The sequence below is a fragment of the Curtobacterium sp. PhB25 genome, assembly GCF_004365375.1.
In the GTDB taxonomy this organism is placed as follows: Bacteria; Actinomycetota; Actinomycetes; order Actinomycetales; family Microbacteriaceae; genus Curtobacterium.
In genome coordinates this window covers 89,164-110,076 of record NZ_SODR01000010.1, presented here as the reverse complement: position 1 = coordinate 110,076, position 20,913 = coordinate 89,164, and the positions used below count along the sequence as shown (strand labels likewise).

At 71.4% G+C, this 20,913-nt stretch carries 21 protein-coding genes; 12 read left to right on the top strand and 9 right to left on the bottom strand.

What is annotated here, in order from left to right; genetic code table 11:
* The first annotated feature begins 32 nt into the window (after positions 1-32).
* The 4 genes from EDF51_RS17505 to EDF51_RS17490 all read left to right on the top strand — a co-directional run bounded on the left by EDF51_RS17505 (position 33) and on the right by EDF51_RS17490 (position 5,792).
* Positions 33-1,331, top strand: a complete 1,299-nt coding sequence (locus EDF51_RS17505) for an extracellular solute-binding protein (RefSeq protein WP_134195791.1) — start codon at positions 33-35, stop codon at positions 1,329-1,331.
* A gap of 2 nt (positions 1,332-1,333) precedes the next feature.
* A complete protein-coding gene (locus EDF51_RS17500; protein WP_111084878.1) occupies positions 1,334-2,356 on the top strand; it encodes a sugar ABC transporter permease in 1,023 nt (340 codons plus the stop codon).
* Positions 2,356-3,237 carry a carbohydrate ABC transporter permease gene (locus EDF51_RS17495; protein WP_134195789.1) on the top strand — a complete coding sequence of 294 codons (882 nt, stop codon included), beginning with the start codon at positions 2,356-2,358 and terminating at the stop codon, positions 3,235-3,237. The genes EDF51_RS17500 and EDF51_RS17495 overlap by 1 nt, the downstream gene beginning before the upstream one ends.
* Before the next feature lie 107 nt (positions 3,238-3,344).
* Positions 3,345-5,792 (top strand): glycoside hydrolase family 3 N-terminal domain-containing protein, encoded by a 2,448-nt coding sequence (locus EDF51_RS17490; RefSeq protein WP_134195839.1) that lies wholly within the window; start codon positions 3,345-3,347, stop codon positions 5,790-5,792.
* Between the two features lie 66 nt (positions 5,793-5,858).
* Here EDF51_RS17490 and EDF51_RS17485 read toward each other — a convergent pair whose 3' ends face one another.
* Entirely contained in the window at positions 5,859-7,073 is a 1,215-nt protein-coding gene (locus EDF51_RS17485) for an FAD-dependent monooxygenase (RefSeq protein ID WP_123340593.1), read from the bottom strand.
* A gap of 38 nt (positions 7,074-7,111) precedes the next feature.
* Here EDF51_RS17485 and EDF51_RS17480 point away from each other — a divergent pair, with 38 nt between their 5' ends.
* Positions 7,112-7,603, top strand: a complete 492-nt coding sequence (locus EDF51_RS17480; protein ID WP_131878146.1) for a MarR family transcriptional regulator — start codon at positions 7,112-7,114, stop codon at positions 7,601-7,603.
* Between the two features lie 27 nt (positions 7,604-7,630).
* Here EDF51_RS17480 and EDF51_RS17475 read toward each other — a convergent pair whose 3' ends face one another.
* Together EDF51_RS17475 and EDF51_RS17470 are read right to left on the bottom strand one after the other, a co-directional pair.
* Positions 7,631-8,017, bottom strand: a complete 387-nt coding sequence (locus tag EDF51_RS17475; protein ID WP_131878148.1) for a VOC family protein — start codon at positions 8,015-8,017, stop codon at positions 7,631-7,633.
* A 19-nt stretch (positions 8,018-8,036) separates the two neighbouring features.
* Positions 8,037-8,891: a helix-turn-helix transcriptional regulator gene (locus EDF51_RS17470; protein WP_131878150.1), complete on the bottom strand. Its 855-nt coding sequence runs from the start codon at positions 8,889-8,891 to the stop codon at positions 8,037-8,039.
* Between the two features lie 102 nt (positions 8,892-8,993).
* Here EDF51_RS17470 and EDF51_RS17465 point away from each other — a divergent pair, with 102 nt between their 5' ends.
* Together EDF51_RS17465 and EDF51_RS17460 are read left to right on the top strand one after the other, a co-directional pair.
* Positions 8,994-9,851 carry an aldo/keto reductase gene (locus EDF51_RS17465; protein ID WP_131878152.1) on the top strand — a complete coding sequence of 286 codons (858 nt, stop codon included), beginning with the start codon at positions 8,994-8,996 and terminating at the stop codon, positions 9,849-9,851.
* 137 nt (positions 9,852-9,988) lie between these two features.
* A complete protein-coding gene (locus EDF51_RS17460; protein WP_243648959.1) occupies positions 9,989-10,534 on the top strand; it encodes a flavodoxin in 546 nt (181 codons plus the stop codon).
* 3 nt (positions 10,535-10,537) lie between these two features.
* Here the strand turns inward: EDF51_RS17460 and EDF51_RS17455 are convergent, their stop codons facing one another.
* Entirely contained in the window at positions 10,538-11,569 is a 1,032-nt protein-coding gene (locus EDF51_RS17455; RefSeq protein WP_131878154.1) for a Gfo/Idh/MocA family oxidoreductase, read from the bottom strand.
* Positions 11,570-11,641: 72 nt separating this feature from the next.
* Between EDF51_RS17455 and EDF51_RS17450 the strand changes: the two genes are divergently transcribed.
* On the top strand, positions 11,642-12,682 hold the full coding sequence (locus tag EDF51_RS17450) for a LacI family DNA-binding transcriptional regulator (protein WP_207906634.1): 1,041 nt from the start codon (positions 11,642-11,644) through the stop codon (positions 12,680-12,682).
* Between the two features lie 80 nt (positions 12,683-12,762).
* Here EDF51_RS17450 and EDF51_RS17445 read toward each other — a convergent pair whose 3' ends face one another.
* Positions 12,763-14,025, bottom strand: coding sequence for an MFS transporter (locus EDF51_RS17445; protein WP_134195787.1), 1,263 nt, complete (start codon positions 14,023-14,025; stop codon positions 12,763-12,765).
* A gap of 164 nt (positions 14,026-14,189) precedes the next feature.
* On the opposite strand from EDF51_RS17445, the gene EDF51_RS17440 reads away from it, so the two are divergent.
* The 4 genes from EDF51_RS17440 to EDF51_RS17425 are packed head-to-tail and all read left to right on the top strand — an operon-like array spanning position 14,190 to position 17,896.
* Positions 14,190-15,221: a Gfo/Idh/MocA family oxidoreductase gene (locus tag EDF51_RS17440; protein WP_134195785.1), complete on the top strand. Its 1,032-nt coding sequence runs from the start codon at positions 14,190-14,192 to the stop codon at positions 15,219-15,221.
* 13 nt (positions 15,222-15,234) lie between these two features.
* The gene (locus tag EDF51_RS17435) at positions 15,235-15,699 is read left to right on the top strand and encodes a heme-degrading domain-containing protein (RefSeq protein ID WP_123340601.1); all 465 of its coding nucleotides are present in this window, start codon (positions 15,235-15,237) and stop codon (positions 15,697-15,699) included.
* Positions 15,696-16,886, top strand: a complete 1,191-nt coding sequence (locus EDF51_RS17430; RefSeq protein ID WP_134195784.1) for a Gfo/Idh/MocA family oxidoreductase — start codon at positions 15,696-15,698, stop codon at positions 16,884-16,886. The genes EDF51_RS17435 and EDF51_RS17430 overlap by 4 nt, the downstream gene beginning before the upstream one ends.
* Positions 16,883-17,896, top strand: coding sequence for a sugar phosphate isomerase/epimerase family protein (locus EDF51_RS17425; RefSeq protein ID WP_132099517.1), 1,014 nt, complete (start codon positions 16,883-16,885; stop codon positions 17,894-17,896). Before EDF51_RS17430 ends, EDF51_RS17425 begins: the two co-directional genes overlap by 4 nt.
* Before the next feature lie 194 nt (positions 17,897-18,090).
* Here EDF51_RS17425 and EDF51_RS17420 read toward each other — a convergent pair whose 3' ends face one another.
* Genes EDF51_RS17420 through EDF51_RS17405 form a run of 4 tightly spaced genes read right to left on the bottom strand, consistent with a single transcriptional unit; the run spans position 18,091 to position 20,825 of the window.
* Positions 18,091-18,390 (bottom strand): Dabb family protein, encoded by a 300-nt coding sequence (locus EDF51_RS17420; protein WP_123294686.1) that lies wholly within the window; start codon positions 18,388-18,390, stop codon positions 18,091-18,093.
* Positions 18,387-19,322 (bottom strand): hypothetical protein, encoded by a 936-nt coding sequence (locus tag EDF51_RS17415; RefSeq protein ID WP_134195782.1) that lies wholly within the window; start codon positions 19,320-19,322, stop codon positions 18,387-18,389. The genes EDF51_RS17420 and EDF51_RS17415 overlap by 4 nt, the downstream gene beginning before the upstream one ends.
* 38 nt (positions 19,323-19,360) lie before the next feature.
* Positions 19,361-19,969 (bottom strand): TetR/AcrR family transcriptional regulator, encoded by a 609-nt coding sequence (locus EDF51_RS17410; RefSeq protein ID WP_131878164.1) that lies wholly within the window; start codon positions 19,967-19,969, stop codon positions 19,361-19,363.
* On the bottom strand, positions 19,962-20,825 hold the full coding sequence (locus EDF51_RS17405; protein WP_243837154.1) for an alpha/beta hydrolase: 864 nt from the start codon (positions 20,823-20,825) through the stop codon (positions 19,962-19,964). Before EDF51_RS17405 ends, EDF51_RS17410 begins: the two co-directional genes overlap by 8 nt.
* Positions 20,826-20,913: the final 88 nt, after the last annotated feature.

Below are 20,913 nucleotides of genomic sequence, written 5' to 3'. Positions count from 1 at the left end.
TGCATGTCAACGACGACACGAGGAGTTCCACGATGACGAGGAAGATCCGTGCCGCGGCAGCCATCGCGCTGATCGGGGCGACAGCACTGGTGGCCACGGGCTGCTCGGCAGGCGGCAACGCGGCCGACGACGGCAACGGGAAGGTCACGATGACCTTCTGGCACAACTCCACCACCGGACCGGGCAAGGCCTACTGGGCCTCGACGGTCAAGGCGTTCGAGGCGAAGTACCCGAACGTCACCATCAAGACCCAGGCGATCCAGAACGAGGACCTGGACGGCAAGCTGCAGACCGCGCTCAACTCGGGCGACGGACCGGACGTCTTCCTGCAGCGCGGCGGCGGCAAGATGGACGCGATGATCGCCGCCGGGCAGCTCATGGACATCTCCGACTCCATCAGCGCCGACGCGAAGAAGTCGATCAGCGCCGGGACGTTCGCGGGCTACGAGAAGGACGGTGCCACCTACGCCATGCCGGGCGCCGTGCTCCCCGAGGGCATCTGGTACTCGAAGGACCTGTTCCAGAAGGCCGGCATCGACGGCACCCCGACGACGATGGACGAGCTGAACGACGACATCGCGAAGCTCACGGCCGCCGACATCGACCCCGTCGCCGTCGGTGCGAAGGACGCCTGGCCCGCCGCCCACTGGTACTACAACTTCGCGCTGCGCGAGTGCAGCCAGAAGACGCTCGAGGGCGCGGCGAAGTCGCTGAAGTTCGACAACGCCTGCTGGACGAAGGCCGGCGAGCAGCTCGAGGACTTCACCGCGACGAAGCCGTTCAACGACGGGTTCCTGACGACCGCTGCCCAGCAGGGTGCCGGCAGCTCCGCCGGACTCCTGGCCAACCACAAGGCCGCCATGGAGCTCATGGGGGCGTGGGACCCGGGCGTGATCAGCTCGCTCACCCCGGACGGCAAGCCGCTGGCCGACCTCGGCTGGTTCCCGTTCCCGACCATCGACGGTGGCAAGGGTGACCCGAAGTCGATGATGGGCGGCGTCGACGGCAACTCCTGCTCGGCGAAGGCCCCGAAGAAGGCCTGCACGGACTTCCTCAACTTCATCGTGCAGAAGGACAACCAGGAGGCCTACTACACGGCGTTCCAGGCCATCCCGGTCAACCAGGAGGCCCAGTCGGTCGTCGACGCGGACTACCTGAAGTCGGCGCTCGCCGCCTACCAGGACGCGCCGTTCGTCTCGCAGTACCTGGACACCCTGTACGGCCAGAACGTCGGCAACGCGCTGAACACCAGCGTCGTCGACCTGCTCGCCGGCAAGGGCAGCGCGAAGGACATCGTGGACACCACCAACCAGGCTGCGGCCAAGGGCTGACGATGACCCTCGACACCTCGCTCGGCACGACCCCGGCCACCGGGTCGGACACGGCCGCGGGGACGTCCCCGGCGGGGAGCGGTACGCCGCTCCCCGCCGGACGGCGGTCCACGCGCCGCATCGCGGACTGGCGGAAGCGCGTCGAGATCGCGGTGCTCGCCGGCCCCGCGGTCATCGTCTTCGTCACCTTCGTGATCCTGCCCGTGGTGCTGGCCGCCTACTACGGGTTCTTCAAGTGGCAGGGCTACGGGCCGCCCACCGACTTCGTGGGGCTGCAGAACTACCTGATCATCTTCCAGGACAAGGCGTTCCACGCGGTCCTGATGCACAACGGCTTCATCGTCGTGCTGTCGCTCGTGCTGCAGGGGCCGATCGCCATCGTGCTCGCGCTGCTGCTCAACCAGAAGATGCACGGCCGCGGGCTCGTCCGCGTGCTCGTGTTCGTGCCGTACGTCATCTCCGAGGTGATCGTCGGCACCGGCTGGAGCCTGATGCTCCAGTCGAACGGCGCGGTGAACGACCTGCTCCAGGGCATGGGCCTCGGCGGGCTGCGGGCCGACTGGCTGTCCAACCCGGACATCGCGATCTGGACCCTGCTCGTGATCATCTCGTGGAAGTACATCGGCTTCGCGGTGATCCTGTTCCTGGCCGGCCTGCAGAGCATCCCCGAGGAGCTGTTCGAGGCGGCGGCCATCGACGGCGCCGGTTACTGGCAGATCCAGCGGCGGATCACCCTGCCGCTGCTCGGCCCCACCATCCGGATCTGGGCGTTCCTGTCGATCATCGGCTCACTGCAGCTGTTCGACCTCGTCTACATCATCTGGGGGCAGTACATCTCGTCGACCGCCGGCACCTCGACGATGGCGACGTACATGGTCGCCAACGGTCGCACGTCCGGCAACTTCGGTTTCGGCAGCGCCGTCGCCGTGGTCATGTTCGTGATCTCGCTCGCCGTCGCCCTGATCTACCAGCGCTTCGTGCTCCGCCGCGACACCGCGGGTGCACTCACCGAGAGGAAGAACTGATGGCCACCACGAGCATCGTCGCCCCCGGGCGGCGGGCCACGCGGGAGCGGCGGTCCAGCGCGGCCATCGGTCGCGCGAACCCGCTCACCTACCTGGTGGCGATCCTGTTCGTCGCCGCGAACCTCGCCCCGGTGCTGTACATCGTGCTGGGCGGCTTCCGGACGAACTCGCAGATCACCACGAGCCCGGCCGGGCTGCCAGCGCCGTTCGAACTCGGCAACTACGGATCCGTGCTGTCCAGCGGCATCTTCTGGCAGCAGCTCGCGAACTCGACGATCAGCGCCGTGACCACCACCGCGGGCGTCGTCATGCTCGGCCTGATGGTGAGCTTCGTGCTCGCCCGCTACCGGTTCGCCGGCCGCGGTGCGCTGTACGCGCTGTTCGCCGCCGGTCTGATGTTCCCGATCACCGTCGCCATCACGCCGCTGTACCTGCTCGTGAAGGACCTCGGGCTGACGAACAGCCTGGCGGGCGTGATCCTGCCGCAGATCGCCTTCGCCCTGCCGACCACGGTCATCATCCTGGTGCCGTTCCTGCGGGCGATCCCGGACGAGCTCGAAGAGGCAGCGTCGATCGACGGCGCCAGCCGCCTCGGGTTCTTCTTCCGCATGGTCGTGCCGCTGTCGCTGCCGGGCGTCGTCACGGTCGGCATCCTGGCGTTCATCGCGAGCTGGAACAGCTACATCCTGCCGCTGTTCATCCTGAACAACGAGGGCAGCTACACACTGCCGCTCGGCGTGCAGGCGTTCTCGTCGCAGTACTCGGTCGACACGGCCAAGGTCCTGGCGTTCACGTCGATGTCGATGATCCCGGCACTGGTGTTCTTCACCATCTTCCAGCGCCGCATCGTCGGCGGCCTGACCGGGGCGGTGAAGGGGTGACGACGACGGACGCGACCCGGGACACCGGACGCCAGCCGCGCCTCCAGGACGACCACGACGCACCCGACGCGACCGGACCCGACCGCGCCACCGCCCTGCTCGCCGCCATGACGCTCGACGAGAAGGCGGCGCAGCTCGTCGGCTACTGGCTCGACCAGACCGGCGTCGTCGCGCCCATGCAGGGTGAGATGGCGGCGGCCGCCGACGGCCGCACCCTGGCGGACATCACCCGCGACGGCATCGGCCAGTTCACCCGCGTCTACGGCACCCGACCGGTCGAACCCGACGACCGCGCGGCGTGGCTGTGGGCGGAACAGCGGCGACTCAAGCGCGAGACCCGGCTCGGGATCCCTGCGCTCGTGCACGAGGAGTGCCTGACCGGGCTCGCAGCGTGGAAGGCCGCGACGTTCCCCACCCCGCTGGCGTGGGGTGCGGCCTTCGACCCGGAGCTGGTCGAGCAGGTCGGCGCCGCCATCGGTGCGTCGATGCGGCAGCTCGGCGTGCACCAGGGCCTGGCACCGGTCCTCGACGTGATCCGCGACCCGCGATGGGGGCGGGTCGACGAGTGCATCGGCGAGGACCCGTACCTGGTCGGCACCGTGGGGACCGCCTACGTGCGCGGCCTGCAGGCGGCCGGCGTCGACGCGACGCTCAAGCACTTCCTCGGGTACTCGGCCTCGCAGGCGGGGCGGAACCACGCACCCGTGCACGCCGGACCGCGCGAGGTCGCCGACGTGTACCTGCCGCCGTTCGTGATGGCCCTGCGCGACGGTGGCGCCCGGAGCGTCATGAACTCGTACGCCGAGATCGACGGCGTGCCCGTCGCGGCGAACGGTGAACTGCTGACCGGACTGCTGCGTGACGAGCTCGACTTCGACGGCACCGTCGTCGCGGACTACTTCTCGGTCGCGTTCCTCGAGGTCATGCACGGCATCGCCGCGGATCGTGGCGAAGCCGCGGCGCTCGCGCTCGAGGCGGGCATCGACGTCGAGCTGCCCACCGGGGACGCGTACCTCGCGCCGCTCGTCGAGCGGGTGCGGGCCGGTCTGCTCGACGAGGCCCTCGTCGACCGCGCCGTCCTGCGGGTGCTGCGGCAGAAGGAGCGACTGGGGCTGCTCGACCCGCAGGCGTTCGAGGACGAACCGCCGACCGGGATCGACCTGGACACCCCGCTGCACCGCTCGTTGGCGAAGCAGTTGGCGGCGCGGTCGCTGGTGCTGCTGTCGAACGACGATGTGGTCGCTGGCGCTGGCGCTGGCGCTGGCGCTGGCGCTGGCGCTGGTGCTGGTGCGGGCGTTGGCGTTGGCGTTGGCGTGCCGGCCGCCGCGCCCGTGCTGCCGCTGCGCGCCGGGGCGTCCGTCGCCGTCATCGGCCCGAACGCCGACCGCGCCGAGGCCCTGCAGGGCTGCTACTCGTTCGCCAACCACGTGCTCGCGTCGCACCCCGACCTGCCGCTCGGCTTCGCCATCCCGACCGTGCGCGAGGCGATGGTCGACGCCCTCGGCGACGACGCCGTGCGCTTCGCCGCGGGGTGCGCCGTCACCGGCTCCGACCGTGCCGGTTTCGCAGACGCCGTCGCCGTGGCCGCTGCCTCCGACGTCGCGGTCGTCGTCGTCGGCGACCAGGCCGGCCTGTTCGGCCGCGGCACCGTCGGCGAGGGGAACGACACCGAGTCGCTCGACCTGCCGGGTGTGCAACGCTCGCTCGTCGAGGCGGTCGTCGCCACCGGCACGCCGACCGTGGTGGTGCTGCTCACAGGGCGGCCGTACGCCATCGGGTGGGCGCTCGACGGCGGCGGCGACGGCGTCGTCGCCGCCGGCCCGGCCGGCGCGGGACGTCCGGCCGCCGTCGTGCAGGCCTTCTTCCCCGGCGAGGAGGGCGGCACCGCCATCGCCGACCTGCTCACCGGCGCCGCATCGCCGTCCGGTCGCCTGCCCGTCTCGCTGCCCCGTGCCGCCGGCGCCCAGCCGTACACGTACCTGCACCCGCGGCTCGGGGGGCCCTCGGACGTCACCGCCGCCGACTCGACGCCGGTCCGCCCGTTCGGCTTCGGCCTCGGCTACACGACGTTCACGTACGACGACCTGGTCGTCGACGCGTCCGTCCGCTCCGACGCCGTGTTCGAGGCATCCGTGACCGTCCGCAACACGGGCGCACACGCGGGCGAGGACGTCGTCCAGCTCTACGGCCACGACGTGCACGGCAGCGTCACCCGACCCGAGGTCCAGCTGCTCGGCTACGCGCGCGTCGCGCTCGCCGCGGGGGAGTCCACCCGGGTCCGCTTCCGCGTCCCCGTCCAGCGGTTCGCGTTCACCGACCGTCGCATGCGCCGGGTCGTCGAACCCGGTGCCGTGCAGGTCTGGGTCGCGTCCCACGCGGCGGCGTCACGACCGGGAGGCCCGGTGCCGGCAGGCGGGATCGTCGCGTCCGGCGACGGGCCGGTCCGACACCCCGTCCCCGGCTCCGCGACGGAGCGCGCCACGGTCGACGTGACGGGGCCGGTGCACGAGGTGACGCTGGACGACCCGCGGGTCGTCGAGTGGACGGTGGCCTGAACCGGGGCTGCGCCGACGGGGCGGGCCGTGCGGACGGATCAGGACGCACGGCCCGCCCCGGCAGCGCTACCGCGAACCCTGCTGCAGGGTCTCGGGCAGTGGCGGCAGGGGGCGATCGCTGTCGGCGACCCGGGTCAGCCGTGCTGCCAGTGGTCGGAAGAGCGCCGACAGCAGCACCTTGTCCGCCACACCCCGGGCGGCGAGCCCGAGCCGGGTCTGCGGGTACGCGAAGTGCACGATGCCCTTCGGGATGCCCTGGATCTTGTCGACCAGGGGGCGCATCCACGTGTCGAAGGCGTCGAGCGCGCGGTCGAGGTCCTCGTCCGCCGTGACCGATGCCGCCAGCACGTACCCGCTCGTCAGGGCGAGCGAAGCGCCACCGCCACCCATCGGTGTCACGCACCAGGCCGCATCGCCGATCACGCACACGCGGCCGCGGTGCCAGCGCGGCATCCGGATCTGGGTCAGCTCGTCCAGGTAGACGTCGTCCGAGCCGTCGAACCCGTCGAGCACGCGCTCGGTCTGCCAGCCGGCGTCGGCGTAGCGGGTCCGCAGTGTCGCCAGGGCCTCCGACCGCGAGCGGCCGACCAGGTCGTCGCCGCCGGCGTAGGCCAGGATCGCCCGCGTCGTGCCGTACGGGTCCGGGCGCAGGTGGACCTGACGCCCGCCGACAGCGTTGTACCAGCGCCAGCGGTCGTCGTCGGACGGCGTGCGCGGGATCGTCCCGAAGACCATGGTCACCCCGAGGTCCCGCTCGTCGACCTCGCCCTCCGCGGCGAAGAGCCGGTCGCGGGTCCGGGAGCGGACGCCCTCGGCGATGACCACGAGGTCGGCGTCGAGCACCCGTCCGGCGTCGGTGGTCACGGTCGCCCGGCGTCCGCCGGCCTGGTCGTCGACGTCCTGGATCGTCTCGCCGTAGACGATGCTGACGCCGTCGGGCAGGTCGTCGAGGATCACCCGGGCGAAGTCGCCGCGCAGGACCTCGAGTTCTGCGGTGGCACCGTCCGGGCCGTCGGAGGGCAGCTCGGACCGGACCTTGCCGTCACGATCGACGATCACCGTCCCGGTCTCGGTCGTGTTGCGTGCGCGGACGGCGTCGACCAGGCCCATGCGCTCGAGCACCTCGCGAGCGACCCCGCGGACGTCGACGTTCTGCCCGCCGTCGCGGAAGGACGGCGCACGTTCGATCACCGTCACCTGCCACCCGACGTGGCGCAACCACCAGGCGGCGGACAGGCCTGCGATGCTGGCTCCGGAGATCACTGCGTGCTGTGAGGTCATGCTTTACAGTAAAGCAACTGCACAGTAAAGGAACCTGGATGCCCGACATCGACCCCCTCACCACGGTGTGGTCCGACGACGAGGTGGCCGTCATGCACGCGCTGCGCGACTGGGCCGTCACCTTCGACGAACTCCAGCGCCACCTGTCGTCGTGGATCGGTCTGCCCGGTTCCGACGCGAACGCCCTCGGGCAGATCGTGTGGGCGGACCAGGCCGGCGAGCCACTCTCCCCGGCGCAGTTGGCCCGGCGGATCGGCATGACGTCGGGCGCCACGTCGGTACTGCTCGACCGCCTCGAAGGGGCCGGGCACGTCACCCGGCACCGCGAGAGCGCCGACCGACGGCGGGTCACCCTGCGGCCGACCGAGTCCGCGCGCGCCGAGAGCGGGCGGTTCCTCGCGTTCTCCGGTGCCGAGATCGCCGCCACGGTGCGGGACACCGATCCTGAGGAGACGCGGGTCGTCCTGGCGTTCCTGCGACGCATGACCGACGCCGCCGCGTCGGCGAACGGTCGCCTGCAGGCATGCTGAGGGAACCGACGGGCGGCGTCGCCGCGCTCAGTGCTCCTTGACGAGCGCCTCGACGTTGTTGCCGTCGGGGTCGCTCACGAACGCCGTGTAGGCGCGGTACTCGGGCCAGTACCGAGGCTCGTGGCGCGAGAGCCCGCCGGACGCGACGGCCGCCCAGTGGAACGCATCGACCTCGGTGCGGCTCGCCGCCTCGAACGCCAGGTGCAGACCACGGGTCACCGCCGCCGTCGTGGGTGCGGTCTCGAGCGAGACGCTCGGGGTGTCCTGGCCGGTGGTCCAGTACTCGGCGACGGACTCGGTGCGGTAGCCCGCCTCGACCCCCAGTGGCGCGAGTGCCGCCGTGTAGAACGCCTCGCTCGCGGCGAAGTCGCTGGCGAAGACCCCGAGGTGGTGGATGAGGCGAGGACCGGGCACGGGAGTGACGGTACCCACGTCAGCTCGTTGCCGAGGTCGCCGACAGGCTGCCGAGCAGGGTGAGGCGTTCTCCGGTGGGCGACCCGGCTGTCGCCGTGCAGGCGTACATGGTCCACCCGGGACTGTCGGGCAGGTCGAACGCCTCGTACGTGAACTCGAGGTCGCCGACGTCGGGGTGGTGGATCCGCTTCGCACCGGTGCGGTGGAACCGCACGTCGTGGGCAGCCCAGCGGGCCCGGAACTCGTCGGACCGGGTCACGAGCTCCCCGATGAGTCCGGTGAGGTCCTTGTCGTGCGGGTGTTGTCCGGCAGTCTGTCGGAGCGTCGCGACGATGCTGTTCGCGCCCGCCACCCAGTCCGGGTAGAAGGTCCGGGCCGCGGGGTCGAGGAACGTGAAGCGTGCGTTGTTGCCCTGCGCACCCGGGGCGTCGAGGACCGGTGCCAGGAGCGCCCGGCCGAGCGGGTTCGTCGCGACGATGTCCATCTGCCGGTTCCGCACCCACGTCGGTGTCCCGGTGACCGTGTCGAGGAAGCGTTGCAGACTCGGACGCACGACTGGCTCCGGCGTGGTGGTCCGCCGACGGATCGGGGCCGGAGCCGCGCCGCGGGCGAGGTCGTGCAGGTGCTCGGTCTCGGCGTCGTCCAGTTGCAGCGCACTGGCGATCGCCTCGAGGATCTCGGTCGACACCCCGGAGAGGTTCCCGCGCTCGATCTTTGCGTAGTAGTCGATGCTCGTCCCCGCGAGCATCGCGACCTCCTCGCGACGGAGCCCGGGGACGCGTCGCCGACCGCCGCTGATGAGGCCGGCCTGCTCGGGCGTGATGCGAGCACGCCGGGTGCGGAGGAAGTCACTGACCTCGGCCTGGTTGTCCATGCCCCTCACCGTACGACGACGCGCTGTCGCGAAGGAGTGACTGCTGGTACACGGAAGAGCCCGCCCTCCCACGGACGCCGTCGCGGGAGTCTCATGGGAGTCATGGCGAAGACGACTCCCACAGTGACCCTCAACACCGGTACGACGATGCCGCAGCTCGGCTTCGGCGTCTACCAGATCCCCGCCGACGAGACCGAGCGGGCCGTCACCGATGCGATCACGTCCGGCTACCGACTGATCGACACCGCCGCCTCGTACGGCAACGAGGAAGCCGTCGGCCGGGGCATCGCCGCCAGCGGTGTGCCCCGCGAGGAGCTGTTCATCACCTCGAAGCTGTGGATCCAGCGCCGCGGCGAGGACGGCGCCCGTGACGCGATCACCACGTCGTTGCAGAAGCTCGGCCTGGACTACCTCGACCTGTACCTGATCCACCAGCCGTTCGGTGACTACTACGGCGAGTGGCGTGCTCTCGAAACGGCGCACCGAGACGGCCGGCTCCGCGCGATCGGCGTGTCCAACTTCGCCGCCGACCGACTCGTGGACCTCATCGCGTTCGCCGACGTCGTGCCCGCGGTGAACCAGATGGAGACGAACCCGTTCCACCAGCAGGCCGACTACCAGGAGCTGATGCAGACGGAGGGCGTGCAGCTCGAGGCATGGGCGCCGTTCGCCGAGGGCAAGAACGATCTGTTCACCAACCCGGTCCTGTCCGAGATCGGTGCGGCGCACGGCAAATCGGTCGCGCAGGTCGTGCTCCGGTGGCTCGTGCAGCGCGGCGTCGTGGTCGTGTCGAAGTCCGTCAAGCCCGAGCGCATGCAGCAGAACCTCGACGTCGTCGACTTCGAGCTCACCGACGAGCAGATGGCGACGATCGCCGAGCTCGAGGCCGGTGAGTCGCAGTTCTTCTCCCACGTCGACCCCGACATGGTCCGCTGGCTCACCGGCCGCGCCGAAGCCTGATCTGCGTGCCCGGCCGGCAGCCCACCCGCCGTCAGGTGCTGCGGACCGCCACAGCGAGCACGCTCAGTGTCGCCGTGGGTGGGCTGTTGGCCGCGTGCACCACCGCGCCCACTCCGTCCACCACCCCGAGGAGCACCGTGTCCCCGACCGCGCGCGACGACCGCGTCCTGCTGGCGTACTTCTCCCGACCCGGCGAGAACTACTGGAACGGCGGTCGGCGCACCATCGACACGGGCAACACCGAGGTCCTCGCCGGTCTGATCGGTGACCGGATCGACTGCGACGTCGTCCGCATCGAGGCCGCCGACCCCTACTCCGACCGCTACGACGCCACCGTGGCGCGCAACAGCACGGAGCAGGACGACGACGCCCGTCCGGAGATCGCGAGCGAACTGCCCGATCTGCGCGCCTACGACACGGTGCTGCTCGGGAGCCCGATCTGGAACGTCCAGCCGCCGATGATCATGGCGACCTTCGTCGAGGCCGTCGACCTGTCCGGCAAGCGGCTGCTGCCGGTCGTCACGTACGCGGTGAGCGGTCTGGGCTCCACCGAGTCCTTCTACCGCGACCTCGACACCGGGGCGACGCTCGGCGAGGGGCTCGCAGTGCGCGGCGAAGACGTCCGCGAGCGCGCTGCCGGAGACGACGTCGACCGGTGGCTGCGGAACGTCGGGCTCACCTGACCGTCACAGGGCCGCAGCGATCGCTGCCCGGGCCGTGTCGATGACCCGCATCACGCCGACGACATCGTCGTGCGTGTGCACCGGCGACTCGATCCGCCCCTCGGCTGCGAAGGACGCGAGTGCGGTGGCCTGGTAGGCGAGCCCGTCATGCAGCACCTCGAGTCGCTGGTCCGTCCAGGTCGCGGACTCCGACGCCGCGAAGTTCCCACGAACCGCGGTGATCGACGAGGGCCCGAAGAACGGGCTGCCGACGTCGATGCGTCCCTCGGTGCCGACGACCGAGGCTCGCACGGGCAGCGCGGTCTCGAGCGACGTCGACAACATCGACCGGGCTCCGCCCGCGTACGAGAGCAGCAGGTCGGCGCGCACGTCGACGCCGCCCGGACCGCTCGCCCCTTCGACCAGCACGCGGTCCGGGGAGCCGAGCACCGAGGCGGCGAACGAGATCGGGTAGACGCCGGCGTCCAGCAGCGCGCCGCCGCCGAGCTCCGGCGCCCACAGGCGGTGCCCCGGGTCGTACGGCATCACGAACCCGAAGTCGGCGGTCACGAGCCGGACGGTGCCGATCGTGCCGTCGGTGAGCAGTCGCCGCATGATGTCCGACTGCGGCAGGTACCGCGTCCACATCGCCTCCATGACGACCACGCCGGCGGCCCGTCCCGCACCGGTGATCTCCTGCGCCTCGGCAGCGGACATCGCGATCGGCTTCTCGATCAGGACGTGCTTGCCGGCGGCGATCGCAGCGAGGGCCTGCTCGCGGTGCAGCGGGTGCGGGGTGGCGACGTAGACGACGTTGACCTCGGGGTCGGTCACGAGCGCCTCGACACTCGGCACGGTCCGGTCGATACCGTGCTCCTTCGCGAACCGTGCGGTCTTCGCAGCATCACGGGCGGTCACGGCGATCACCCGCTGCGGCGTGTGCCGGTGGATCGCGGTGACGAACTTGCCGGCGATGCCAGTGCCGATCACGCCCCACCGCAGGGCCGGAACGGCGTCGGGGTCGGGCAGCACCGGGGTGGGCAGCGTCAGGGTCATCGTCGTCCTCTCGCAGGGATTGGCTCGTGCCATCGCAGCCTACGCGTCCTTCGCACGTGCCAGACTGGCCGGGTGACGACGGGGACCGACGACCTGCCGGAGCGGCGCCCCACCGGCGGCCGCCTGCCGACGATGCGCGACGTCGCCGAGCACGTCGGGATGTCCCGGCAGCTCGTCTCGCTCGTGCTCCGCGGCGCGCCCGGACCCAGCGCGGAGTCCCGCGACCGGATCCTCGCGGCGGCGGCCGAGCTAGGCTACCGCCCGCACACCTCGGCCCGGCTGCTCCGCGAGGGCCGCACGCGGCTCATCGGTGCGGTCTTCAGCATGCGCAACCCGTTCCAGGTCCGGTTCGTCGAACGGCTCTTCGCCCGTGCCGCCGAGCAGGGCTTCGGCGTCGCCCTCGGCCCCGCCGGTGCCGAGCGCTCGACGGACCAGGTGGTGGCCGACCTGCTCGGCGAACGCGTCGAGGCCCTCGTCGTGTTCAACCCCGACCCCGACGCGACCGCGCTCGAGGAGGCGAGTCGCCTCGTGCCGGTCGTGCTCCTCGGCGAGTGGACGGACGCCCCCTACGCCGACAACGTGCACGTGGACGAGACCGGTGGGCTCCGCGCCGCGGTCGAGCACCTGATCGGTCTCGGTCACCGCCGCATCGCCTACGTCGGTGGCGAGGACGGGCTGGTCGGCCTCGATCGTGCGACCGCGTACCGTGCCGCGATGCAGGGCGCCGGACTCGCAGCCGAGACCGACGTCGTCCCCAGCGGCTTCAGCGAAGAGGATGGCGCCGCGGCCGCCCGCACGCTCGTCGCCCGCGACACCCTGCCCACCGCCGTGGTCTGCTGCGGTGACCAGTGCGCCACCGGCCTGCTCGCCGTCTTCGCGCAGCACGGTGTCGACGTGCCGGGACGGGTGTCGGTGGTCGGCTTCGACGACAGCTACCTCGCGTCGCTCAGCTACCACCGCTTGACGTCGGTGCACCAGGACGTCGAGGCGACGGTCGACGCGGCGCTGGCTGCCGTCCTCGACCGGACCTCGGGGAACGGTGGGGAGCGACGTCGTGTCGCGACACCGACCGGGTTCGTGGTGCGCGCGTCGACGGGTCCTGCCGAGCGCTGAGCGTCGAGCGTTGACCCGGAACGACGTGGTGGACGTCGTGCGACGTCGACCATGTCGTTCCGGGTCGGGGTGGCTGCCGCTCAGCGCACGCTGCGGATCGGGATCACGACGAGTGCGCCGACGAGTGCCACGATGCCGGCGCCCCAGAGCAGCACCGGGTAGTTGTCACCAGCGCCGACCCCGAGCAGCAAGGCACCGAGTGCCGGCGCGAACGACTGCGGCAGGGAGTTCGCGATGTTCATGACGCCGAGGTCCTTGCCGGGCTTGTCCTTGTCGGGCAGGACGTCGACCACCAGGGCGTTGTCGACGGCCACGTAGATGCCGTAGGCGAAGCCCATGATCACCTCGGCGACGTAGAACACGGTGACGTCCTGCGCGTAGACGAGCACGACGAGGCCCACGCCGAAGAGCAGGGTCGAGCCGCCGACGAACACCTTGCGGCGCCGCAGCCGGTCGGACAGCCAGCCCGAGAACGCCGTGCCGATCATGAGTGCGATCGTGTAGAGGAGGACACCGAACGCCACTGCCGAGGTGGCGCGTTGCGCGGTCATGCCGAGGTGGTCCTGCATGTAGAACAGCCGGAACGTCGTGAACAGGAACGTGGCGAGGATGATCAGGAACCGCGACCACCACGCCAGTCCGTAGTCGCGGTGCGTGATCGGGTTCGTCCAGAAGGTCTGCACGATCGTGAGCCACGAGAACGGCTTCGGTCGGACCTCGGGGATGCGGTCGGGGGTGACGAACGCGTACACCAGCACGCAGAGCACGCCGAGGATGCCGGGCAAGATGAACAGCAGCGGCAGGTTCTCGACCAGCAGGACGGCGGCGTACGTGCCGGCGAGCACGGCCAGGTTCTGCGCCAGCCCGATCACGCTCGAGGCGCGGCCGCGTTGCAGCTCGGGCACGTTGTCCGCCCAGCTGGCCATCATGGCCGAGCAGGCGGCGTTCGACCCGAGCTGGCAGATGATCCACGCCACGGTGAGCATGCCGACGTTCGGCGAGTACGCCACCATGGCGAGTCCGCCGAGCAGCACCAGGATGCCGCCGAGTAGCCACGGGCGGCGGCGCCCCCACCGCGTCCGGGTTCGATCACTCAGGGCGCCGAACAGCGGGTTGCCGAAGATCGCGCCGAGCGATCCGAGCGGCAGCGCGACGGCGATCACCGAGGCGGGGTCGTCGGGGTTCAGCGCCTGGGCCTTCAGTTGCATGCTGACGTAGACCGGCGACAAGATCGCCACGTAGATGCCGAACTGTGCCAGTCCGAGGGCGGTCAGGTACCAGTTGCTGACGTGGTTGGTCGGGGTGGCGGTGGTGAACGGGTGCGCCGGCAGCCTTGTCGACATCGACTCCTCCTCGGGTCGTGTGCACGTCGTCCGGTCGGAAACCCGGTCATCGGTGACGCGCGTTTGGCTCGTGCTAACCTGACGACGTCGGCGATGTTATCTCGTGCCAAGCGCAAATGCCACCGCCCGACGACGAACCACGGAACCGAGAGCACTGGAGCACGATGATCCCCACCGCCCTGCCCGAACCCGAGCTCTTCACGACGGCGTCCGGTGAGCGGTCCCTCGGCTGGGGGATCGTCGGCCCCGGCTGGATCGCCGGCGAGTTCGCCACCGCGGTGCGCGCTTCGACCGCCCAGCGCATCGTCGCCGTCGCGTCCCGGTCACTGCCCCGCGCATCCGCGTTCGCCGCCGAGCACGGGATCGAGGCAGCCGTGGAGGGTGTCGACGCCCTCGTCGCCCGGCCCGACGTCGACGTGGTCTACATCGCGACACCGCAGAGTGAGCACGCCGCGGTGGCCCTGGCAGCGATCGCCGCCGGCAAGCACGTGCTCATCGAGAAGCCCTTCACCGTCACGGCTGCCGAGGCCCGCACCGTCGCCGATGCCGCACGCGCCGCCGGGGTGCTCGCGATGGAGGGCATGTGGAGCCGGTACCTGCCGCAGGCCTCGGTGCTCCGGACCCTGCTGGCGGACGGTGCGCTCGGTGCGGTGCGCAGCGTGCTCGCCGACCACGGCCAGGCGATCCCGTTCGGCCCGGACCACCGGCTGTTCCGTCCGGAGCTCGGCGGGGGAGCGCTGCTCGACCTCGGCATCTACGCCGTGCAGTTCGCGTCGATGGTGCTCGGGACCCCGGACCGCGTCACGGCACGAGGCCGGATGACCGAGTCCGGCGTCGACGCCTCCGGCTCGCTCGTCCTCGAACACGGCGCCGCCCAGGCCGTCCTGCACACGACCATCGCCGCCCGCACGCCCACGACTGCGTCGATCGCCGGCACCGAGGGCACGATCGACTTCGCCGGACCCTTCTACAACCCGACGACCTTCACGATCTCGGCAGCAGCACACGGTTCGCCCGTCCTGCACTGGCAGGACCCGACACCGCTGCGGGGCTTCGCCGCCCTGGCCTGGGAAGCCACCGCCCTGGCACGCTTCGTCGGCGAGGGGCGGACGGAGTCCCCGCTGCACACCCTCGACGAGACGATCTCGATCCTCGAGACCGTCGACACCGCCCGCGCGCAGATCGCCGCGGGCTGAGCAGGAGACGACGATGTCCGACCTCATCACCACCCTCGAACAGCAGGAGCGCGACCTCGTGCTCGACGCCTTCACCCACGACGACGCCTGGGAGCTGGGCTCCCTGATCCGCGGCATCGCCCACGAGGCCGGCCACGCCGTCGGCATCGACATCCGTCGTCCCGGCCTCGGCCTGTTCCGCGCGGCGACACCGGGCATCACCCCGGACCAGCACGTCTGGATCGACCGCAAGGCCGCGGTCGTGCTCCGGATGGAGCAGTCGAGTGCCCTCGTCGACGCCCGGCTGTCCGCCGCCGGGGTCGATCCCGCGGCGATCGGGTGGCTCGGCGCCGAGTACGCCGTGACCGGAGGGTCGTTCCCGATCCGGGTCCGCGGTGCCGGTGTGGTCGCGGCCGCGACGGCCTCCGGCCTGTCCTCGACGGAGGACCACGACCTCGTCGTCGCCGGGCTCCGTGCGTTCCTCGAGGGACGCCGGTGACCGCACTCCGCGTCGCCGTGATCGGGACGGGCATGATCGCGGACGCGCACGTCCGGGCGGCCCGTGACGCCGGCGCGGTCGTCGGCGGGGTGCTCGGCTCGTCGGCGTCGCGATCCCGGCAGGCCGCCGAACGGTGGGGCGTGCCGACCGGGTACGCGTCCGTCGACGAACTGGTCGCGGACCGGCCGGACGTCGTGCACGTCTGCACGCCGAACGACACCCACGTCGACTACGCCCTGGCCGCCACGGCGGCCGGGCTGCACACCGTCGTCGAGAAGCCGGTCGCGATGACGCTCTCGGAGGGCCGACGGCTCGCCGATGCCGTGCGCGCCGCCGGCACGGTGAGCACGGTCCCGTACGTGTACCGGTACCACCCGATGGTCCGGGAGCTCCGTGCCCGGGTCGCCGCGGGCACGCTCGGCCGGGTGCTGACCGTGCACGGCTCGTACCTGCAGGACTGGATGGTGTCGCCGGACGCCTCGACGTGGCGGGTCGACCCGGAGCGGGGCGGTCCGTCGCGGGCGTTCGCGGACATCGGGACGCACTGGACCGACCTGGCCGAGTTCATCACCGGAACGAGGTTCACGGAGTTGACCGCCCGGACGTCGATCGCCTACGCCGAGCGCCCCGACCCCACCTCCGCCGGCGCATCGTTCGGCGGACCCGGACCCGGACCCGGAACCGGAACCGGAACCGGAACCGGAACCGGCACCAGCGCCGAAACCGGCACCGGCACCGTCCCGGTCCGCACCGAGGACACCGCCGTCGTGACCTTCGCCACCGCCGACGGCACCCTGGCCAACACCGTCGTCTCGCAGGTCGCCGCCGGCCGGAAGAACCGCCTGTGGATCGAGGTCGACGGCTCGCAGGGGTCTGCCGTGTTCGACCAGGAGCACCCCGAGTCCGTGTGGTTCGGCGGCGAGCACGGCTCCACGACGGTGCACCGTGCCGAAGGATCCGTCTCCGCCGGCCAGGCGCGGCTCAACCGGACACCGGCCGGGCACCCGCAGGGCTGGACGGACGCCTTCGCGGCGTTCTGCGCCGACACCTACGCCGCGGTCCGTGGCGAGACACCCGAGGGACTCCCCACCGTCGAGGACGGTGTCCGCTCCCTCGAGGTCGTCGACGCCGTCCTGCGCGGAGCCGCGACCGGACGGTGGACGAGCACCAGCACGGAGGAACGATGAGCACCACCACCAACCCCGTCACCCTGTTCACCGGGCAGTGGGCCGACCTGCCCTTCGAGGAGGTCGCCCGCCTGGCCGCGGAGTGGGGCTACGACGGTCTCGAGATCGCAGCGTCCGGCGACCACCTCGACCTCGCCCGCGCGGACGAGGACGACGCCTACCTGCGGAGCCGGCTCGAGGTCCTCGACCGCCACGGCCTCGGGGTGTGGGCGATCTCGAACCACCTCGCAGGGCAAGCCGTCTGCGACGACCCGATCGACTTCCGCCACCGCGCGATCCTGCGCGACACCGTGTGGGGCGACGGTGACGGCGAGGGCGTCCGGCAGCGCGCCGCCGCCGACATGCAGCGTGCGGCCCGCGTGGCCCGGAAGATGGGTGTCGACACCGTCGTCGGGTTCACCGGATCGAGCATCTGGCAGTACGTCGCGATGTTCCCGCCCGTCGGGCAGGACGTCATCGACGCCGGCTACCAGGACTTCGCGGACCGGTGGAACCCGATCCTCGACGTGTTCGAGGCCGAGGGTGTCCGGTTCGCCCACGAGGTCCACCCGTCCGAGATCGCGTACGACCACTGGACGAGCGTGCGTGCCCTCGAGGCGATCGACCACCGCTCGGCCTTCGGGTTCAACTGGGACCCGTCGCACATGGCATGGCAGGGCATCGACACCGTCGGCTTCATCACCGACTTCGCGGACCGCATCCACCACGTCGACTGCAAGGACACCCGCATCCGTTCCGCGTCGGGCCGGCAGGGCATCCTCGGATCCCACCTGCCGTGGGGCGATCCACGCCGCGGATGGGACTTCGTCTCGACCGGGCACGGGGACATCCCCTGGGAGGACGCGTTCCGCGCGCTCCGGCACATCGGCTACGCCGGCCCGATCTCCGTGGAGTGGGAGGACGCTGGCATGGACCGCCTGCACGGCGCCGCCGAGGCGGCCGCGTTCGTCCGCTCCCTGCTCTGGCCGCAGCCGCAGGCTGCGTTCGACGCCGCCTTCAGCAACCAGTAGCGGTGGTCGTCACCGCGTGACGGACGGGAGGCCCGGTTCCAGCTGGCACCGGGCCTCCCGGCTCTCAACCGGTCGCGTTCGCGGGCGTGAGGTTCCACGACTTGCCGCTCACGTTCCCCGAGGTTCCGTGGACGGCCCCTGGGTGCCCCGAGATGCGAGGATTTCGGAACCTGGGGCGCCCAGCGGACGCCCGCTCAGGCGGGCAGCGGCACGAAGTCGAACTCCTGGAACGATGCGACCTCGTCCGCCCAGCGGGTGGCGACGAAGCGCTGGTGCGCGGGGTGTGCGTCGTACGCCGAGTAGGTGTCCTGGTCGGCGAACGCCATCGAGAACTGGAACCGGAAGTCGCTCTGCGTGGACACCTGGCGGGACACCGTGAAGTCCTGCACGCCGGGGATCGCCGGCAGGGTGTCGCGGGCGGTCTCGAGGAACGCTGCCTCGTGCGGGGAGCCGGCGGCGTGGACGAGCGTGAAGCAGACGGTGTGGACGATCATGCGGGGTCTCCGGTGGGGTAGTCGACGAAGGCGAAGGCGGACCCGTCGGGAGCCCACCCGTTGACGTTGAGGGTGCCCTGCCCGCCGTCGAGCTCGACGATGGTCTCGGCTGCCTGCCAGACCTCGGGTCCCCAGGCGCTGACGGATCCGTCACCGGTGACGAGGCGCAACCGCACGCGCTCGTCGGCCGGGTGCCCCTCGGTGCCGGGCGGGAACGACAGGTAGACGGCGGCGTCGTCGGTCGGGGCGGGGTGCGGGAACCAGTTGACGTGCTCGTCGACCGTGAGCTGCTCGATCCCGGTGCCGTCCGGTCGGACCCGGGCGATCTGCGCGTGCCCCGGTGCGGACTCGAACTGCTCGGTGTTGAACAGGATCCACGCGCCGTCCGGCGTCCACTCCGGGCCGTCGGCCGCGGAGGGGTCCGTCGTCACGGCGCGGTCCGAGCTGCCGTCGACGCCCATCACCCGGATCGTGCCCGAGGACCAGACGGCGTCACCGGACGGGTCGAGCCGGACGTAGGCGAGCTCGGAGCCGTCGGGGCTGACGCCGTGCAGGAAGTGCAGACCGCCGTCGTCCGCGGTGACCCGGGTCGCTGCGCCGCCGGCGAGCGGGGCGCTCCAGATCTGGAAGTCGTTCGCGCTGACGTGCACGGTGACGCCGTCGGGATCGAGCACGTGGTCGTTGTTCAGGGGCGGGACGCCCTCGATCGCGACGTGCTCCGGAGCTGCGGCACCGTCGGACGGCATCGTCCAGAGGACCCCGTCGCCGTTCAGCACGAGACGGCCGTCGGCGGTCCAGTTCGGCGCTTCGTAGAGCCGCTCGGCGGACTCGTGCACGGTCGTCACGCTGCGGTCGGCTCGGTGCCAGATCCGGATCCGGCAGGTCTGGCCCGGTGCGAGCACGCGACCCGGGGCTTCATCGTCGAGGGGCATGGCACACCTTCCGCAGTGAATGTTGGCTCGTGACAACCCTACCGGTTCAGGGAGTCCGGATCGTGACCATGACTGGGGGCGGCGGTCGTCGCGCGGAACCCCCGGTCGAGGAACGCGATGATCCACTCGAAGCTCGCATCGACGTCGGTGCGCATCTGGAACCCACCGGACGTCTCGATGGTCGCGAAGCCGTGCAGGACACTGCGCAGCAGACGGAGCGCGTGCACCTCGTCGGCGGGGTCGAGCCCGTAGCCGCGCAGCGCCGCTGCGAACGAGGCGAGGGTGCGCTCCAGGGCGACGGCCAACGGGTCGTCCGGCCCGGTGGGACGGATCCCGACCGTCGCCTCGTACCGACCGGGGTGCCGCTGCACGTACCGGCGGACGGTCTGCGCGGCCGCCTCGACGGCATCGCGGCCGGCGAGCCCCTGCATCGCGTCGCGCAGGTCGTCGCCGAGTTCGTTCGCGGCGAGGATCGCGATCCGGCGGGTCAGGTCGGTGAGTCCGTCGACGTGCTTGTACAGCGACGGCGACTTCACGCCGAGCCGTTCGGCGACGACGCTCATGCTCAGCCGTGCGAGCCCGATCTCGTCGGCCAGCCCCGCCGCGGCGGTGGTGACGGCGGCGGGGTCGAGTCCTGCCCTAGCCACGGTGGCCGCCGACCGGCGCGAGCGTGCGGCCGAGGAAGGGGAGCACGAGTGCGAGGACCTCGGTCGGGGTCTCGGTGTGCGGGTAGTGGCCGGCACCGTCGATGACGGCCAGCTCGCCGAGCCCGTCGGGCAGGTCGGCCAGGACCCGCTCGCCCTCGGCCCGCGGGACGGCCCAGTCGGGGTCGGCGCTGCCCTCGATCACCAGGACGGGGCACCGCACGTCCGCCAGCCGTGCACCGGCGTCTGCGGGCGAGGTCTTGGTCATCGCGCGCAGCACCGCCATCCGCTCCGGCTGCTGCAGCGTCGACTCGATGCGGCCCAGTTCCTCGGTCCAGTCGGTCGGCTTCGTCGGCACGGCGAGGTCCAGGTAGGCCAGCCAGCCGGCCAGGCTCCCCGTCGTCATCACCTTGGCGAGCTGGAACGTGCCGGCGCGGTGGTGGCGGTTCCGGAGCAGGCCGCCGAGGTCGAACGACTGCTTCCGCGTGAACGGCGCGAGCTCGACGATGCCGGCGACGACGTCGGGGGCATCGGCGGCGGCGATGGTGGCCGCCCCACCGCTGATCGACTGCCCGACGATGACCGCGGGGCCGCCGAGGTGCCGGACGACGGCGACCAGGTCGCGAGCGATGTCGGCGCGCTGGTACGACGCCCATCCCGTGCTCGAGTCGCCGCACCCACGGATGTCGACGTTCGCCACCCGGTAGCCGGCGGCGACGAGCTCGGGGACCAGGAACCGGTAGGCGTGCCGGCTGTCGCCCATGCCGTGTGCGAGGACGACGAGCGGTCCGTCGCCGCTGACGTCGTACGCGATGGTGCCTTCGTCGGTGCGCAGGTGTTCGAGCATGACTGCCTCCATGGCTAAGTGTGTTAGCTAAAAGCTAAGACCATTAGCCGACGCTGTCAAGCCCGCCACGGCAGTCGCGTCGTGCGGCGGCGGACGGGAG

Bases quoted from the DNA above. Each gene is read 5' to 3' on its own strand.
- EDF51_RS17505 (WP_134195791.1), top strand. From the start codon at position 33: ATGACGAGGAAGATCCGTGCCGCGGCAGCCATCGCGCTGATCGGGGCG.
- EDF51_RS17500 (WP_111084878.1), top strand. From the start codon at position 1,334: ATGACCCTCGACACCTCGCTCGGCACGACCCCGGCCACCGGGTCGGAC.
- EDF51_RS17495 (WP_134195789.1), top strand. From the start codon at position 2,356: ATGGCCACCACGAGCATCGTCGCCCCCGGGCGGCGGGCCACGCGGGAG.
- EDF51_RS17490 (WP_134195839.1), top strand. From the start codon at position 3,345: ATGACGCTCGACGAGAAGGCGGCGCAGCTCGTCGGCTACTGGCTCGAC.
- EDF51_RS17485 (WP_123340593.1), bottom strand. From the start codon at position 7,073: ATGACCTCACAGCACGCAGTGATCTCCGGAGCCAGCATCGCAGGCCTG.
- EDF51_RS17480 (WP_131878146.1), top strand. From the start codon at position 7,112: ATGCCCGACATCGACCCCCTCACCACGGTGTGGTCCGACGACGAGGTG.
- EDF51_RS17470 (WP_131878150.1), bottom strand. From the start codon at position 8,891: ATGGACAACCAGGCCGAGGTCAGTGACTTCCTCCGCACCCGGCGTGCT.
- EDF51_RS17465 (WP_131878152.1), top strand. From the start codon at position 8,994: ATGGCGAAGACGACTCCCACAGTGACCCTCAACACCGGTACGACGATG.
- EDF51_RS17455 (WP_131878154.1), bottom strand. From the start codon at position 11,569: ATGACCCTGACGCTGCCCACCCCGGTGCTGCCCGACCCCGACGCCGTT.
- EDF51_RS17445 (WP_134195787.1), bottom strand. From the start codon at position 14,025: ATGTCGACAAGGCTGCCGGCGCACCCGTTCACCACCGCCACCCCGACC.
- EDF51_RS17440 (WP_134195785.1), top strand. From the start codon at position 14,190: ATGATCCCCACCGCCCTGCCCGAACCCGAGCTCTTCACGACGGCGTCC.
- EDF51_RS17435 (WP_123340601.1), top strand. From the start codon at position 15,235: ATGTCCGACCTCATCACCACCCTCGAACAGCAGGAGCGCGACCTCGTG.
- EDF51_RS17425 (WP_132099517.1), top strand. From the start codon at position 16,883: ATGAGCACCACCACCAACCCCGTCACCCTGTTCACCGGGCAGTGGGCC.
- EDF51_RS17420 (WP_123294686.1), bottom strand. From the start codon at position 18,390: ATGATCGTCCACACCGTCTGCTTCACGCTCGTCCACGCCGCCGGCTCC.
- EDF51_RS17415 (WP_134195782.1), bottom strand. From the start codon at position 19,322: ATGCCCCTCGACGATGAAGCCCCGGGTCGCGTGCTCGCACCGGGCCAG.
- EDF51_RS17405 (WP_243837154.1), bottom strand. From the start codon at position 20,825: ATGGAGGCAGTCATGCTCGAACACCTGCGCACCGACGAAGGCACCATC.